This window comes from Pseudomonas sp. Pseusp49, assembly GCF_059491875.1.
This window is the reverse complement of sequence record NZ_CP168514.1, coordinates 6,389,524-6,403,800: the sequence shown is the minus strand read 5'-3', so window position 1 is coordinate 6,403,800 and position 14,277 is coordinate 6,389,524. Positions and strand designations below refer to the sequence as shown.

General features: G+C 61.5%; 18 protein-coding genes. 2 read left to right on the top strand and 16 right to left on the bottom strand.

Annotated elements, in window-relative coordinates:
- The 9 genes from hemW to ACEN83_RS28600 form a co-directional block, all read right to left on the bottom strand.
- Nucleotides 1-1,206 carry a radical SAM family heme chaperone HemW gene (hemW, locus tag ACEN83_RS28640; protein ID WP_495578988.1) on the bottom strand — a complete coding sequence of 402 codons (1,206 nt, stop codon included), beginning with the start codon at nt 1,204-1,206 and terminating at the stop codon, nt 1-3.
- A complete protein-coding gene (gene rdgB / locus ACEN83_RS28635; RefSeq protein ID WP_007975395.1) occupies nt 1,203-1,799 on the bottom strand; it encodes an RdgB/HAM1 family non-canonical purine NTP pyrophosphatase in 597 nt (198 codons plus the stop codon). Before rdgB ends, hemW begins: the two co-directional genes overlap by 4 nt.
- Nucleotides 1,796-2,230 carry a DUF4426 domain-containing protein gene (locus ACEN83_RS28630; protein ID WP_007975397.1) on the bottom strand — a complete coding sequence of 145 codons (435 nt, stop codon included), beginning with the start codon at nt 2,228-2,230 and terminating at the stop codon, nt 1,796-1,798. Before ACEN83_RS28630 ends, rdgB begins: the two co-directional genes overlap by 4 nt.
- A gap of 26 nt (nt 2,231-2,256) precedes the next feature.
- Nucleotides 2,257-2,877 carry a methionine biosynthesis protein MetW gene (gene metW / locus ACEN83_RS28625; RefSeq protein ID WP_007975398.1) on the bottom strand — a complete coding sequence of 207 codons (621 nt, stop codon included), beginning with the start codon at nt 2,875-2,877 and terminating at the stop codon, nt 2,257-2,259.
- 7 nt (nt 2,878-2,884) lie between these two features.
- On the bottom strand, nt 2,885-4,024 hold the full coding sequence (gene metX, locus ACEN83_RS28620; protein ID WP_015097209.1) for a homoserine O-succinyltransferase MetX: 1,140 nt from the start codon (nt 4,022-4,024) through the stop codon (nt 2,885-2,887).
- A gap of 158 nt (nt 4,025-4,182) precedes the next feature.
- Nucleotides 4,183-4,470, bottom strand: coding sequence for a DUF167 domain-containing protein (locus ACEN83_RS28615; RefSeq protein WP_429388386.1), 288 nt, complete (start codon nt 4,468-4,470; stop codon nt 4,183-4,185).
- 4 nt (nt 4,471-4,474) lie between these two features.
- Nucleotides 4,475-5,065, bottom strand: coding sequence for a YggT family protein (locus tag ACEN83_RS28610; protein ID WP_007975402.1), 591 nt, complete (start codon nt 5,063-5,065; stop codon nt 4,475-4,477).
- Nucleotides 5,066-5,075: 10 nt separating this feature from the next.
- Complete coding sequence (gene proC, locus ACEN83_RS28605) at nt 5,076-5,894, bottom strand: pyrroline-5-carboxylate reductase (protein WP_495578987.1); 819 nt, start codon at nt 5,892-5,894, stop codon at nt 5,076-5,078.
- 35 nt (nt 5,895-5,929) lie between these two features.
- Nucleotides 5,930-6,616, bottom strand: coding sequence for a YggS family pyridoxal phosphate-dependent enzyme (locus ACEN83_RS28600; protein ID WP_495578986.1), 687 nt, complete (start codon nt 6,614-6,616; stop codon nt 5,930-5,932).
- 56 nt (nt 6,617-6,672) lie between these two features.
- Here ACEN83_RS28600 and ACEN83_RS28595 point away from each other — a divergent pair, with 56 nt between their 5' ends.
- A complete protein-coding gene (locus tag ACEN83_RS28595; protein WP_495578985.1) occupies nt 6,673-7,707 on the top strand; it encodes a type IV pilus twitching motility protein PilT in 1,035 nt (344 codons plus the stop codon).
- Between the two features lie 82 nt (nt 7,708-7,789).
- Here ACEN83_RS28595 and ACEN83_RS28590 read toward each other — a convergent pair whose 3' ends face one another.
- Nucleotides 7,790-8,410, bottom strand: a complete 621-nt coding sequence (locus ACEN83_RS28590) for a C40 family peptidase (RefSeq protein ID WP_007975406.1) — start codon at nt 8,408-8,410, stop codon at nt 7,790-7,792.
- A 251-nt stretch (nt 8,411-8,661) separates the two neighbouring features.
- Between ACEN83_RS28590 and ACEN83_RS28585 the strand changes: the two genes are divergently transcribed.
- Nucleotides 8,662-9,081: an NINE protein gene (locus tag ACEN83_RS28585; RefSeq protein WP_007975407.1), complete on the top strand. Its 420-nt coding sequence runs from the start codon at nt 8,662-8,664 to the stop codon at nt 9,079-9,081.
- A 91-nt stretch (nt 9,082-9,172) separates the two neighbouring features.
- Here ACEN83_RS28585 and ACEN83_RS28580 read toward each other — a convergent pair whose 3' ends face one another.
- The 6 genes from ACEN83_RS28580 to ACEN83_RS28555 form a co-directional block, all read right to left on the bottom strand.
- Complete coding sequence (locus ACEN83_RS28580; RefSeq protein WP_495578984.1) at nt 9,173-10,444, bottom strand: dihydroorotase; 1,272 nt, start codon at nt 10,442-10,444, stop codon at nt 9,173-9,175.
- Complete coding sequence (locus ACEN83_RS28575; protein WP_104450136.1) at nt 10,441-11,460, bottom strand: aspartate carbamoyltransferase catalytic subunit; 1,020 nt, start codon at nt 11,458-11,460, stop codon at nt 10,441-10,443. The genes ACEN83_RS28580 and ACEN83_RS28575 overlap by 4 nt, the downstream gene beginning before the upstream one ends.
- A 27-nt stretch (nt 11,461-11,487) precedes the next feature.
- Entirely contained in the window at nt 11,488-11,991 is a 504-nt protein-coding gene (gene pyrR / locus ACEN83_RS28570; protein ID WP_015097201.1) for a bifunctional pyr operon transcriptional regulator/uracil phosphoribosyltransferase PyrR, read from the bottom strand.
- Nucleotides 11,992-12,070: 79 nt separating this feature from the next.
- Nucleotides 12,071-12,508: a Holliday junction resolvase RuvX gene (ruvX, locus tag ACEN83_RS28565; protein ID WP_007975412.1), complete on the bottom strand. Its 438-nt coding sequence runs from the start codon at nt 12,506-12,508 to the stop codon at nt 12,071-12,073.
- Nucleotides 12,508-13,080 carry a YqgE/AlgH family protein gene (locus ACEN83_RS28560; protein ID WP_015097200.1) on the bottom strand — a complete coding sequence of 191 codons (573 nt, stop codon included), beginning with the start codon at nt 13,078-13,080 and terminating at the stop codon, nt 12,508-12,510. The genes ruvX and ACEN83_RS28560 overlap by 1 nt, the downstream gene beginning before the upstream one ends.
- Before the next feature lie 124 nt (nt 13,081-13,204).
- On the bottom strand, nt 13,205-14,104 hold the full coding sequence (locus ACEN83_RS28555) for an energy transducer TonB (protein ID WP_495578983.1): 900 nt from the start codon (nt 14,102-14,104) through the stop codon (nt 13,205-13,207).
- Nucleotides 14,105-14,277: the final 173 nt, after the last annotated feature.

Below are 14,277 nucleotides of genomic sequence, written 5' to 3'. Positions count from 1 at the left end.
TTATGTCAGAAATTTCTGCAGCAAGTCGTTGAGGAAGAGTTGTCCGCGTTCGGTGGCTACCAGGCGTGACGGTTCGACCTGCAACAGGCCGCTTTGTTCGGCTTCACGGCGACCTTCAGCAAGGCTTTCCAGGAGCATGCCGGTACGTTCAGGGTACAGTCGCGATTCGACGCCTTCAGTCAGGCGCAGCGCGTTCATCAGGAACTCGAATGGCATTTCATCGTTGCCCAGCGCTTTCTCGCCGGCCCGGAAGCTTTTCGCCGGATTCAGGTAATCCTTCGGCAGGCGGGTTTTCCAGGTGCGGACAATGCGCCCGTCCGGGTGACTGAGCTTGCCGTGGGCACCGGCACCGATGCCGATGAAGTCGCCAAAACTCCAGTAATTGAGGTTGTGTCGCGCCGGGCGACCGGGCAGGGCATAGGCCGAGACTTCGTACTGGGCGTAACCGTGTTCGGCCAGCAGCGCTTGCCCGGCTTCCTGAATGTCCCACAACGTGTCGTCTTCCGGCAGCGTCGGCGGCTGGTTCCAGAACACCGTGTTCGGTTCCAGGGTCAGTTGATACCACGACAGGTGTGTCGGTTTCAGGGCGATGGCTGTGCGCAGGTCGGCCAAGGCATCTTCCAGGGACTGATTCGGCAAGCCATGCATCAAGTCCAGGTTGAAGTTATCGAAGCCGGCCTGCCGCGCCATGCCGGCGGCACGTACGGCTTCGTCGCCGTTGTGAATCCGGCCCAGGGCCTGGAGTTTTTCCTGCTGGAAGCTCTGGATGCCGATCGACAGGCGATTGATCCCGAGTTTCCGGTACGCCACGAACTTGTCTTGCTCGAACGTCCCCGGATTGGCCTCCAGCGTGATTTCGATGTCGCTGGCAAAGGGGATGCGTTGTTCGACGCCTTTGAGCAGGCGACCCAGGGAATCGGCACTGAACAGGCTCGGCGTGCCGCCACCAAAGAAGATCGAGCTCAGTTCACGGCCATAGACGGCGTGCAGGTCCTGGTCGAGATCGGCCAGCAACGCGTCGACATACTCTTCCTCCGGCAGCACAGGGCTGGCGGTGTGGGAGTTGAAGTCGCAATAAGGGCATTTGCGCACACACCACGGGATGTGGATGTACAGCGCCAGGGGCGGCAACACAGGCAGTGCCGCCCGGGGCGATGAAGCATCGCCGCCGAAGATCAGCGGCGATGCGGATGATTCACGGGTCATTTCAAGCCCAGACGCTGGCGCAGCAGATCCATTGCACGGGCGCGGTGGCTGATCTGGTTCTTGTCGGCAGGGCTCAGTTCGGCGCTGGAGCAGTCGCGCTCTGGCACCCAGAACAGCGGGTCGTAGCCAAAACCGTGTTCGCCGCTGGCCTGGGTCAGGATTCGCCCGTGCCACAAACCTTCGCAGAGGATTGGCAACGGATCGTCGGCGTGACGTACCAGTGCCAGCACGCAGACGAACTGCGCACCACGCTCGGCTTCAGGCACGTCTTTCAACACGTCGAGGAGCTTGGCGTTGTTCGCCGCATCGCCCTTGCCGTCGGCATAACGCGCCGAATAAATACCTGGCGCACCACCGAGGAAGTCCACCGCCAGCCCGGAATCGTCGGCCAGCGCCGGCAAACCGGAAATGCGTGCGGCATTACGGGCCTTGAGGATGGCGTTCTCGACGAACGACAGACCGGTTTCTTCAGGCTCGACGCTGCTGAACTCGCCGATCGAGCGCAGATGCACCGACTCGCCGAGCATGGCCTGGAGTTCCTTGAGTTTGCCGGCGTTATGGCTGGCCAATACGAGTTGCGTGAAGTTGATCATTGGCCAGGGAAAAGCTCTTGGTTGAAATTGATGGTGTTGATTTTGTCACCGGTCTGCACCTTGATGTCGAAGGTGCGGACTTCCTGCTGATCCACCGGATATTGCGCGATGTAGTAGATCGCGCCTTGTTCGGTGATCTGTTTGAACTGCAGTGGCACCGTCTGGCTGGTCAGGTCTTTGACCGAACCGCTCACCTGGGCCATCAGTGGCTTGCCTTCCTTGAGCACCGAGATGTTGATCACGCCCTGGTTCTTGCTGCGGATCAGTTCGGCGGACTTGGCAATGTCCGGGGTCAGGTAGGTGGAGTTGAAGGTGTTGTAGTGCACCGTCACGTCGCCGAAGGTTTCCTGGCGCTCGCCCTTTATGGCTTCGGCGCCCATGGCGGTGACGCTCAGGCAGGCAGTGAGTAGAAACAAAGCAAGACGACCCATGATCGTTCTCCTTGAAATAGGGTGGATCAGACCGCGACCTTGTGGTCGGAAAGTCCCGGACTGCTGACGCGGTAGATTCCGATCTCACCTAACAGATTAGGCCATAGCTTACTGGCCCACCCGTGCCGATGCTGTTGATCCACGGCAAGCCGATCAATGACCTTCGCTTCACGTTCGCGACACAAGGCTTCAAAGTCCGCGAAGGTGCAGAAGTGGATGTTCGGCGTGTTGTACCAGGTGTACGGCAGGAACTCGGATACCGGCATCCGACCCTTGCTCGCCAGGTACCAGCGGCAGCGCCAGTGACCGAAATTGGGGAAGGTGATGATGCACTGACGGCCCACGCGCAGCATTTCTTCGAGGATCTTGTCCGGGTAGTGCACTGCTTGCAGCGCCTGGGTCATGACCACGATGTCGAAACTGTTGCTGGCGAAGTTGCCCAGGCCCTTGTCCAGGTCCTGTTCGATGACGTTGATGCCCTTGGCCACGCACTCGGCGATGTTGTCGGCGTCGTTTTCCAGGCCATAACCGGTGACTTGCTTGTTGTCGCGCAGCCAGGTCAGCAGTTCGCCATCGCCGCACCCGAGGTCGAGCACGCGGCTGCCGGCGGGGATCCATTCCTGGATGATTTCCAGATCAGCTCTCATGGCTTTCTCACAGCGTAATGCGGTTCATGTAATTGCCGAATGCCTGCAGGTAGCGCGGGATCGGAATCAGGAAGGCGTCGTGGCCTTGCGGTGCGTCGATCTCCAGGTAGCAGACGTCCTTGCGCGCGGCCATCAGCGCGTCCACCAGCTCTCGCGAGCGGGCAGGGGAGAAGCGCCAGTCGGTGGTGAACGACATCACACAGAACTTGGCTTTGGCGCCTTCGAAGGTTTTCGCCAGGTTATCGTCGAAGTTCGCCGCCGGATCGAAGTAATCGAGTGCCTTGGTCATCAACAGGTACGTGTTGGCGTCGAAACGCCCGGAGAACTCTTCGCCCTGATAGCGCAGGTAGCTTTCGACCTGGAACTCGACACTGTGGAAGTCGTAGTTGAGCTTTTCGCTCTTCAGGCCACGGCCGAATTTCTCGCCCATGGAGTCGTCCGACAGGTAGGTGATGTGCCCGACCATCCGCGCCAGCATCAGGCCGCGCTTGGGGATCACGCCCTGTTCCTGGAACGAACCGCCGTGGAATTCAGGGTCGGTGAGGATCGCCTGGCGCGCCACTTCGTTGAACGCGATGTTCTGTGCCGACAGCTTGGGGGCCGAGGCGATGGCCAGGCAGTGACGGATGCGGTCGGGGTAGGTGATGCTCCATTGCATCGCCTGCATGCCGCCAAGGCTGCCGCCGATCACGGCCGCGAACTGGGCGATGCCGAGGCGATCGGCCAGGCGCGCCTGACTGTGCACCCAATCCTCGACGGTCAATACCGGGAAATCGGCGCCGAACGGCTTGCCGGTGTCCGGGTTGATGCTGCTCGGGCCAGTGGAGCCGTTGCAGCCGCCGAGGTTGTTCAGGCTGACCACGAAGAATTTGTTGGTGTCGATTGGCTTGCCGGGGCCGATGCAGCTGTCCCACCAACCGGGTTTGCGGTCGTCGGCGCTGTGATAGCCGGCAGCGTGGTGGTGCCCGGACAAGGCGTGGCAGATCAGCACGGCATTGCTCGCCGTGGCGTTGAGCGTGCCGTAGGTTTCGTAGATCAGGTCATAGGCCGGGAGCGAACGACCACAGGCCAAGGCCAGCGGCTCGCTGAAGTGCGCCACTTGCGGCGTCACCAGACCAACAGAATCGGGGGGAAAGGCAGCTGGCATCGACCCTGCTCTCATTGAAATGAGGCGTAAGTCTAAAGACCGCCGACCCTAGCAGCAAGCTAACCCTTGCCCTCTGTAGGAGCCGGCTTGCCGGCGAGGCGGCGGGCCTGACACACCGCGTTGCCTGGATCGCTGGCAAGCCAGCTCCTACAGTGGGTTCAGCGTTTCAGGTCGGGAAGGTCCGGCAACTTCTTCGGCGAACAGATCCGCACCCGCTTCTGCCGGTTCAACTCGCCACTGATCAAACTGACCTGGCTCTTGGACACGCCAAAGGCCTTGGCCAGAAACGCCATCAGATAAGCGTTGGCCTTGCCCTCGACCGGCGGCGCGGTCAGGCGGATCTTCAGGCGATCACCGTGCAGCCCGGCGAAGTCATCGCTACGGGCTGCCGGTTGCAGGTGACACTCCAGAATCAGGTCGTCACCGTCCCAGCGAAACCAGCTCACCGGGTCAGATCAACACGCGGAGGATTTGCGGCATCATGGTCAAGGCGGCGAGGTTGTTGATCACCAGCATGTCGATCAGTTTGATCGCCAGGAACGCAAAGATCGGCGACAGATCAAGCCCGCCCAGGTTCGGCAGGAACTTGCGGAACGGCGCCAGGGCCGGCTCGCAGACGTCGTTCACCAGTTCGGCGCCCGGGTTATGGCTGCCCGGTGCGACCCAGGACAGGATCACACTGATGATCAGGGCAAAGAAGAAGATGTTCAGGAACAGCGCGGTCACACCGATGATCGACCAGATCAGCAGTTGCAGTGGATTGCCGGTGGTGCCGTAGGTCAGCAAAAGGGTCAGGGCCATCAGGGCCAGTTGCACCAGGATCGCCAGCACCAGCGAGGACATGTCCAGGCCGAACACGCTCGGGATGATCCGGCGCAGTGGCTTGAGCAGAGGCTGGGTGGCCTTGACGATGAACTGGCAGATCGGGTTGTAGAAGTTCGCCCGCACCAGTTGCAGCACGAAGCGCATCAGCACGATCAGCAGGTACAGGCTGCCGAGGGTTTGCAGCACGTAGACCGCTGCGGTGTTCAATCCAATCATGAAAAGCTCCTTATTGACCCAGTTGTTCGGCCATCTCGGCCGAGCGATGCGCGGCAGCGCCGAGTGCTTTTTCGACCAGGGCTTCAAAACCATTGGCCTGGAACGACTTGATTGCTGCTTCCGTGGTGCCCGCAGGGGAGGTGACACGGCGGCGCAGCTCGGCCGCGTCGACGTCGCTGGAGACCGCCATGTGCGCGGCGCCCAGTGCGGTTTGCAGGGTCAATTGCGCGGCGATGTCCGCCGGCAGCCCAAGTTTCACGCCGGCGGCGGTCATGGCCTCGATCAGCAGGAAGAAATACGCCGGGCCCGAGCCGGAAACGGCGGTGACGGCATCCAGTTGCTGCTCTTCATTGAGCCATAAGGCGATGCCGACCGCAGACAGCAGCTCCTGGGCTTGCTGGCGCTGTTCGGCGGTCACTTGGGCTGTTGCGAACAAGCCGCTCACGCCCTGACGCAGAAGCGCCGCGGTGTTGGGCATGCAGCGCACGATCGGCTGGGCGCCAAGCCAGTTGTTCATGCTGGCGCAGGTGATGCCTGCTGCAATCGACACCACCAGTTGATGGGGCTTGAGGCTTGGGCGAATCGCTTCGCACACGGCTTTCATCGCCTGCGGCTTGACCGCAAGGACGACGACGTCGGCGCCTTCGATGGCCTGGGCGTTGTCGGCGAAGGTTTCGATGCCGTGTTCAGCACTCACGCGGGCGCGGGTTTCTTCGCCCGGATCGCTGGCGCGGATCTGCGCGGCTTCCAGACCCTTGGCCCGCAGGCCGCCGATCAGGCTGGCGGCCATGTTGCCGGCACCGATAAAGGCAATACGCGTCTTGCTCATGTCAGGTCCTTATAAAGAAGAGAGTCGGTCATGGGTTATGGCCGATCGTAATCACGGGCGCCAAACAGGGCCGTACCGATACGGACCCAAGTGGCGCCCTGGGCAATGGCCGACTCAAGGTCGTGGCTCATGCCCATGGAAAGTGTGTCGAGTGGCAGGTTCAGGCTGGCTTGCAGACTTTGCACGGCCGCAAACGCGGCGTCCTGGGCGGCGCGATCTTCGGTCGGCTCAGGGATGGCCATCAGCCCGCGCAACGTCAGGCGCGGCAGGGCGCTGATGGCACTGGCCAGGGTCGGCAGGTCGGCCGGGGTGCAGCCGGATTTGCTGGCTTCACCGCTGACGTTGACCTGAATGCAGATATTCAGGGGCGGCAAATCGGCAGGACGTTGTTCGGACAGGCGTTGCGCGATTTTCAGACGATCCACGGAATGCACCCAGTCGAAGTGCTCGGCGATAGCACGAGTCTTGTTCGATTGAATGGGGCCGATGAAGTGCCAGATCAAGGGCAGGTCGGCCAGTTCAAGCTGTTTGCCCAGCGCTTCCTGCAGGTAGTTCTCGCCAAAGTCGCGCAGGCCGGCGGCGTAGGCTTCACGCAGGTCCTGTGCGGGTTTGGTCTTGCTCACCGCCAGCAGATGGACGCTGTTTTCGGCGCGATTGGCGGCAAGTGTTGCGGCATGGATGCGCGAACTAACTTCGAGAATGTTGTCTGCTATGGTGGACATCAAGAGGCGCCAGCGGTCTGAAGGTTCGCGGCATTCTACTGGAATTGAGAGGCGCTATGGATATCACTGAGCTGCTGGCGTTCAGCGCCAAACAGGGGGCATCGGACCTGCATTTGTCTGCTGGCCTGCCACCGATGATTCGGGTGGATGGCGATGTGCGGCGCATCAACCTGCCGGCCCTGGACCACCAACAGGTGCAGGCGCTGATCGATGCCATCATGAACGACACCCAGCGGGCGGACTTTGAGAAGCATCTGGAAATCGACTTTTCCTTTGAAGTGCCCGGTGTGGCGCGTTTTCGGGCCAATGCGTTCAATCAGAGCCGTGGCGCGGGTGCGGTGTTTCGCACCATACCGGCGAAAGTGCAGAGCATGGACGAACTGGGCATGGGAGAGGTGTTTCGCAAAATGACCGACGCTCCCCGTGGCCTGGTGCTGGTGACCGGCCCGACCGGTTCCGGAAAATCCACCACGCTGGCGGCGATGATCGACTACCTCAATAACCATCGCCATCACCACATCCTCACCATTGAAGACCCTATCGAGTTTGTCCACGAGCCGCGCAAGTGCCTGATCAACCAGCGTGAGGTCCACCGCGATACCCGCAGCTTCGCCACGGCCCTGCGCTCGGCGTTGCGGGAGGACCCGGACGTGATTCTGGTGGGGGAGATGCGCGATCTGGAAACCATACGCCTGGCGTTGACCGCCGCCGAAACCGGCCATCTGGTGTTCGGCACGCTGCACACCACGTCGGCGGCGAAGACCATTGACCGGGTAGTGGACGTGTTTCCGGGGGACGAGAAGTCAATGGTGCGCTCGATGCTCTCCGAGTCGCTGCTGGCGGTGGTGTCCCAGACGCTGGTGAAGAAGGTCGGCGGTGGACGCATCGCGGCCCACGAGATCATGCTGGGGACGTCGGCGATCCGCAACCTGATCCGCGAGGACAAGGTCGCGCAGATGTACTCGGCGATTCAGTCGGGAGGGGCGTTGGGCATGCAGACGCTGGATATGAGCTTGAAGGACCTGGTGAACAGGGGGTTGATCAGTCGTGATCATGCGCGGGAGAAGGCGCGGTCGCCGGAGGGGTTTTGATAGCCCTGAAAAGCAAAAGATCGCAGCCTTCGGCAGCTCCTACACAGCTGCCGAAGGCTGCGATCCTTTGACCTTGCTTCAATCAGCGCTGAACAACCCGCATCTGATTCGGCTCTTTCGGCAGAACCCGCTTGGCAACCACGTAGTGGTTTTCCCAGTACGGTTTCTTCAAGGTGTCGATGCTCACCGACTTGCCGCGACGTGGCGCGTGGATGAAACGGTCGTTGCCCAGGTAAATGGCGACGTGATTGACCCGGCGGCTCTTGATGTTGAAGAAAATCAGGTCGCCCGGCTTCAGGTCGTTGCGATCGACTTTCTCCCCATGACCGCTGGCCATGGCGTTGGAGGTGCGTGGCAGGTCGAACGTGGCGTCGTTGAACGCGTATTTCACCAGGCCGCTGCAATCGAAGCCTTTGCTTGGGCTGCTGCCGCCCCAACGATAGGGAGTGCCAAGGACGTTCACGGCGCGGCTCAGCACGTCGCTGCTTTCCTTGGTGCCCATCGGTGGAACCAGGCCGCTTTTGCTGCTGGCCAGGCTTGGAGCATATTTGGCGGATTTCTTGTCTTTGCTCGAAGGAGCAGAGACATGGGATTTTGGGGTGTAACCATTAACGTTAGGAAGACGTTGCTCACGATTGGTGGCGTGGGCGGCCAGTGGCATCAAAAGGCAAATGGTTAGCCATGTCTTGAAAAATGAACGCATTAGGCAAGGCTCTTAATAAGTTAGCGCGCAACTTTATAACAGCTTTTTTGCCGCTTCCGAGGCCGTTGGTCGATTCAACCTGGGGGACAATGGTGGCAAAAAAGCGGCAAAATGGCGCAATTGTCGGACAGAAGTCCGGTGTTACAAGGCTTTGACGGGAGTGAAGGTAGCATTTGCCATACGTCGGGTGCCTGTAAAAAAGTCACAAAGAATTAAAGAATATTTATCTATCGCGTGAATCGAGGTCATTCATGAACCCCTATCAACAGACTTTTCCGCAGCAAGACACCCACAGCAAAGTGATCGGTTATTTGCTGTGGATTTTCGGATTTACCGGCGCTCACCGCTTCTATTACGGCAAGCCGGTGACCGGGACGATCTGGTTCTTCACCTTTGGTTTGCTGGGCATCGGTTGGCTGATCGATCTGTTCCTGATCCCGGCGATGGATCGCGAGGCTGACCTGCGGTTTACCGCCGGCCCCATCGAATACAACGTGGCGTGGATTCTGCTGACGTTTCTCGGGGTGTTCGGCGTGCACCGGATGTATCAGGGGAAATGGATCAGCGGGCTGCTGTACCTGCTGACGGGTGGGCTGTTCTTTATTGGCGTGCTGTATGACTTCTGGACGTTGAATGACCAGGTTTCCGTGCGTAACGCGCAGAGACGATAAGCGAAGAGCAAAAGATCGCAGCCTGCGGCAGCTCCTACACAGGAATATGCATTTCTCTGTAGGAGCTGCCGCAGGCTGCGATCTTTTGTTTTCAAGCCTGGTGGCTGATCCGCCCATCCACCAGGGTGTAACGCACCACACCCGGCAGGCTGTGGCCAATGAACGGGCAGTTCTCGCCCTTCGACAACCAGGTTTCGCCCGCGACGGTCGAGGCCGCCGGGTCGAACAGCACGATGTCCGCCGCGCCACCCACCGCCAGTTTGCCTGCCGGCAGGCGCAAGGCCTCGGCAGGGCCGGCGCTCAGGCGTTTCAGCAACGTCGGCAGGTCCAGCAGGCCGTCTTCGACCAGGGTCATCGCCAGTGGCAGCAGCAGTTCAACGCTGCTGATGCCCGGCTCGGTCGCGCCGAACGGTGCCAGCTTGGCGTCACGCTCATGGGGTTGGTGATGACTGGAGATGGCCGAGATCACGCCGGATTTCACTGCTGCGCGCAGGCCATCGCGGTCGGCGCGGGTGCGTAGCGGCGGCTGGACGTGATACAGGCTGCTGAAGTCGATCAGGGCTTCGTCGGTCAGGATCAGCTGATACAGGGCGACATCCGCGGTCACCTTCAGGCCTCGGGCCTGGGCCTGGGCGATCAGTTCCACACCGCGGGCACTGGTGAGCTGGCTGAAGTGCGCACGCACGCCGGTCTGTTCAACCAGCAGCAGGTCCCGGGCCAGGGCGACGGTCTCGGCGCTTTCCGGGATGCCTGGCAAACCAAGGAAGCTGGCGGTCGGGCCTTCGTGAGCCAGGCCACCTTCGGCCAGGTCGTAATCCTGGGAGTTGAAAATCACCGTCAGGTCGAACGTTGCCGCGTAGTCCAGTGCCCGGCACAGGGTGCGGGTGTTGCGGAAGCTCTCCAGACCGTTGCCGAAGGCCACGCAACCGGCGTCGCGCAAGGCAACCAGCTCGGCCAGCTGTTCACCGTCCAGGCCTTTGCTCAGGGCGCCAATCGGGAAGACTTTGGTGTTGCCGGCCTCACGGGCGCGGTCGAGGATCAGTTCGGCCACCGCCGAGGTGTCCAGCACCGGTTTGGTCTTCGGCGGGCAACACAGGCTGGTCACGCCGCCAGCCGCCGCCGCGCGGGTTTCGCTGACAATCGAGCCTTTGCGGCTGTAACCCGGCTCGCGCAGGGCAACGTTGAGGTCGACCAGGCCGGGAGCGGCCACCATGCCTTTGGCGTCGATCGTGTCGACGGCGACAAAACCGGCGGGCGCCGCGCCAAGGGCGACGACTTTGCAGGCTTCAATGTGGATATCGGTCACTTGATCCAGGCCGCTGGCCGGATCGATCACGCGGGCGCCGAGAATGCTGAGCTTCACTGTGCGTTCTCCTGTTCGAATTGGCCCTGCTCGAATTGACGCTGCGCAGTCTGCCCGCTCATGGCCATGGACAGCACGGCCATACGAATGGCGATCCCGTAGGTCACCTGGTTGAGGATCACCGAGTGCGGGCCGTCGGCCACAGCCGACTCGATTTCCACGCCGCGGTTGATCGGCCCCGGGTGCATCACGATGGCATCGGGTTTGGCGCCGGCCAGGCGCGCGGTGGTCAGGCCGAACAGGCGGTAGAACTCGCCCTCGCTCGGCAGCAGGCCGCCGGTCATGCGTTCACGCTGCAGACGCAACATGATCACCACGTCGACGTCTTTCAGGCCTTCGGTCATGTCGGTGTAGACCTTCACGCCGTATTGCTCGATGCCGATCGGCAGCAGGGTCTTCGGTGCGATCACGCGAATGTCCGGGCAGCCGAGGGTTTTCAGGGCCAGCATGTTCGAGCGCGCGACCCGCGAGTGCAGGATGTCGCCGACGATGGCCACCGAAAGGTTTTCGAAACCGCCCTTGTGCCGGCGAATGGTCAGCATGTCGAGCATGCCCTGGGTCGGGTGCGCGTGCCGGCCGTCACCACCGTTGATGATCGCCACTTGCGGGCAGACATGTTCGGCGATGAAGTGCGCGGCGCCGGAGTCGCCGTGGCGCACGACGAACATGTCGGCGGCCATGGCTTCCAGATTGCGCAGGGTGTCGAGCAGGGTCTCGCCCTTGCTCGCCGACGACGTGGACACGTTGAGGGTGATCACGTCCGCCGAGAGCCGCTGGGCCGCCAGTTCGAAGGTGGTGCGCGTGCGGGTCGAGTTCTCGAAGAACACGTTGCACACGGTCTTGCCGCGCAGCAACGGGACTTTCTTCACGGCCCGGGCGCCGACTTCGAGGAAGGAGTCGGCGGTGTCGAGGATTTCCGTCAACAGCTCACGGCGCAAACCGTCGAGCGAGAGGAAGTGGCGCAGCTGGCCCTGATCATTGAGCTGCAGCGGGCGCTTGGTGTCTAGAGGCGTCATCGCAAGGGGGACTCTCAATAGGGCGAATTAAAGGGCGAGGTCTTGCAGTTCGAGCGCGAGTTCCGGGCCGGACAGCTTCACCCGTTCGTGGGCGGCCAGCGACAGGGTCGCGCCCACCACGTTCGGGCGGATCGGCAGTTCGCCGGCGTCCAGGTCCAGCAGGCACACCAGCGTCACACTGGCCGGGCGGCCGTAGTCGAACAGTTCGTTCATGGCGGCTCGGATGGTCCGGCCGCTCATCAGCACGTCGTCGATCAGCACCAGGTGCTGGCCTTCGATCTCGAACGGCAGCGCCGAAGGGCGAACCTGCGGGTGCAGGCCGTTCTGGCTGAAGTCGTCGCGGTAGAAGGACACGTCGAGGGTGCCGAGGGGCTCATTACTGCCCAATTCCTTGAGCAGGGCCTGGGCCACCCAGACGCCGCCGGTACGAATGCCGATGAAGCGCGGGTCGCTGATGCCACGGTGTTCCAGGTGGGCCTTCAGGCGCGTGGCCATCTGGCTGATCAGTTCGGCGGGATTGGGCAGGCTCATGGTTGCTCCTTCTTGGGCCCGAGCCGGGTTTCACGCGAGGTGGCTCGGGTTGTAGCTAAGAGAGACGCATCGCGGCTCTTCAGGATTCGAACAGTGCGCCATTTTCGTCGAGCCAGCCTTGCAGCAGCAGGGCGGCGGCGATGGCGTCGACCGGGTTGTCGCGGTAACTGCCTTTCTGGCCGCCACGAGCCAGGCGTTCGCCCTTGGCCTCGAAGGTGGTCAGGCGTTCATCGTGGGTATAGAAGGGCAGGTTGAAGCGGCCGTTCAGGCGCCGGGCGAACTTTTCCGCGCGGGCGCACATGTCGCTGGGCGTGCCGTCCATATTCAGCGGCAGGCCGACCACCACGGCATCGGGTTTCCACTCTTTGATGAGGGCTTCGACCTGGTTCCAGTCAGGAATGCCGTTCTGCGCTTTTAGGGTGCACAGCTCACGGGCCTGGCCGGTAATCACCTGGCCGACCGCAACGCCGATCTGTTTGGTGCCGTAGTCAAAACCCAGAATCAGCTTCAGGGCCATCAGGCGTGCCCCGCCTGGCTGGTCAGCAGGCTGAGGTTGACACCCAGGTGTCTGGCGGCCGCTTCCAGGCGAAGTTCGCTGCTGGTGTTGAACAGGATGTCGGCGTCAAACGGGCAGTTCAGCCAGGCGTTCTGCGCCAGTTCGGCCTCCAGTTGCCCGGCTTCCCAGCCGGCATAACCGAGGGCGATCAGGCTTTTTGCCGGGCCGACGCCGTCAGCGATGGCGAACAGGACGTCCTGGGACGTCGACAGGGACAACTCATCTTCCAGATCAACGGTCGCCTGGAAACTCTGCCCCTTGGGGTGAAGGACGAAGCCGCGATCGGTTTGCACCGGGCCGCCGATGAAGATCGGCACATGCTGGCAGAGCGCTGGCGGTTCGATTTCCGGGCGTAATTGCTCAAGGATATCGGCCAGGTTCAGCTCTTGCGGACGGTTGACCACCAGCCCCATGGCACCATTGGCCGTGTGCTCGACGATGTAGGTCAAGGTGTGCGCAAAGTTCGGGTCGGCCATGTGCGGCATGGCGATCAGGAATTGATGCTTGAGGTAGCTGGGGCTGACGTTTTTCATGTGCGCTAGTGTGGCGTTCGAGGGGCGAACTGACAAGCTTGAGAGCGCCAAAAGATCGCAGCCTTCGGCAGCTCCTACAGGGTGAATGTGTACATCTGTAGGAGCTGCCGAAGGCTGCGATTTTTTAATTGCTGGAAAGTCGATCGCCGCGGGCAAACTTCCAGGTCCGGATGATCTCCAGTCGGTCAACATCCGACAGATCCCCGGTAAAGGGTGCGAACGGCGCCGCCAGCCGGACGATCCGTTGCGCCGCCTGGTCCAGCAGCGGCTGGCCTGAGGATTCCAGCACCAGCACCTCATACAGCGAACCGTCACGGTTGATCGACACCATCAGGCGCAAATTGCCGTAGATCTGTTTGCGCCGTGCTTCGTCGGGGTAATTGAGGTTGCCGATGCGCTCGACTTTCTTGCGCCATTCGTCCTTGTACCAGGCGCCCTTGTCGCGCATGGTCGAGGCCGCGCTCAAGCGGTGGATGCGCGGGCGCTTGGCGTACAGTTGTTGTTCGGCGGCCAGTTCCGCTTCGAGATTGGCGATGTCGCTGGACAGCCGCTCACTGTCGAACGTCGGCGCCTGGACCTGGGGTTTGACCTCGGTCTTGGGCTCCTCGGTCTTGGCGGGAGCTTTTTTCGGCTTCGGCGCCACTGTGGTCACGGCAGCTTTCGGCGGGGCTTCCTGCACTTCAGGCTTGGCGGCCGGCGGAGGCGTGACTTTCTGTACCTTGTTGTCCTGGAAGGGCGCGACCTCGGTGGTCTTGGGAATCGCCTTTTTATCCAGGGTGCCGCTGCCTTGCTGGTTCTCTTGCGCCAGGAAATCGGCCTTTTCAGGCTTCTTTTCGCTTTTGAAGGTGGCGAGAGTGATTTCCAGGGTTTTGCTGATCTGCTTGGGCTCGACCACGGCAAACCCGACACCCAGCAGCAAGGCCAGGTGGATCAGCGCCGCCAGGAACAGGGTAAAACCGAGGCGATCGGCCGGGCGCACGCCACGGTGGGCGAGTTCGGCAGGCAGATCGGACGGGAGGGTCATGGCAAAAAAACCAACATCGCGTTTTTACGGGCCCGGCATGATAACGCAATGTTGGTTTTTAGCTTCAAGCTTCAAGCTTCAAGCTGCAAGCGACAAGCTGTAAGAGGATCAGCTTCAAGCTTCAAGCTTCAAGCTTCAAGCTTCAAGCTTCAAGCGAAAAGCAAGTGCGCGTG

Bases quoted from the DNA above. Each gene is read 5' to 3' on its own strand.
- hemW (WP_495578988.1), bottom strand. From the start codon at position 1,206: ATGACCCGTGAATCATCCGCATCGCCGCTGATCTTCGGCGGCGATGCT.
- rdgB (WP_007975395.1), bottom strand. From the start codon at position 1,799: ATGATCAACTTCACGCAACTCGTATTGGCCAGCCATAACGCCGGCAAA.
- ACEN83_RS28630 (WP_007975397.1), bottom strand. From the start codon at position 2,230: ATGGGTCGTCTTGCTTTGTTTCTACTCACTGCCTGCCTGAGCGTCACC.
- metW (WP_007975398.1), bottom strand. From the start codon at position 2,877: ATGAGAGCTGATCTGGAAATCATCCAGGAATGGATCCCCGCCGGCAGC.
- metX (WP_015097209.1), bottom strand. From the start codon at position 4,024: ATGCCAGCTGCCTTTCCCCCCGATTCTGTTGGTCTGGTGACGCCGCAA.
- ACEN83_RS28610 (WP_007975402.1), bottom strand. From the start codon at position 5,065: ATGATTGGATTGAACACCGCAGCGGTCTACGTGCTGCAAACCCTCGGC.
- proC (WP_495578987.1), bottom strand. From the start codon at position 5,894: ATGAGCAAGACGCGTATTGCCTTTATCGGTGCCGGCAACATGGCCGCC.
- ACEN83_RS28600 (WP_495578986.1), bottom strand. From the start codon at position 6,616: ATGTCCACCATAGCAGACAACATTCTCGAAGTTAGTTCGCGCATCCAT.
- ACEN83_RS28595 (WP_495578985.1), top strand. From the start codon at position 6,673: ATGGATATCACTGAGCTGCTGGCGTTCAGCGCCAAACAGGGGGCATCG.
- ACEN83_RS28590 (WP_007975406.1), bottom strand. From the start codon at position 8,410: ATGCGTTCATTTTTCAAGACATGGCTAACCATTTGCCTTTTGATGCCA.
- ACEN83_RS28585 (WP_007975407.1), top strand. From the start codon at position 8,662: ATGAACCCCTATCAACAGACTTTTCCGCAGCAAGACACCCACAGCAAA.
- ACEN83_RS28575 (WP_104450136.1), bottom strand. From the start codon at position 11,460: ATGACGCCTCTAGACACCAAGCGCCCGCTGCAGCTCAATGATCAGGGC.
- pyrR (WP_015097201.1), bottom strand. From the start codon at position 11,991: ATGAGCCTGCCCAATCCCGCCGAACTGATCAGCCAGATGGCCACGCGC.
- ruvX (WP_007975412.1), bottom strand. From the start codon at position 12,508: ATGGCCCTGAAGCTGATTCTGGGTTTTGACTACGGCACCAAACAGATC.
- ACEN83_RS28560 (WP_015097200.1), bottom strand. From the start codon at position 13,080: ATGAAAAACGTCAGCCCCAGCTACCTCAAGCATCAATTCCTGATCGCC.
- ACEN83_RS28555 (WP_495578983.1), bottom strand. From the start codon at position 14,104: ATGACCCTCCCGTCCGATCTGCCTGCCGAACTCGCCCACCGTGGCGTG.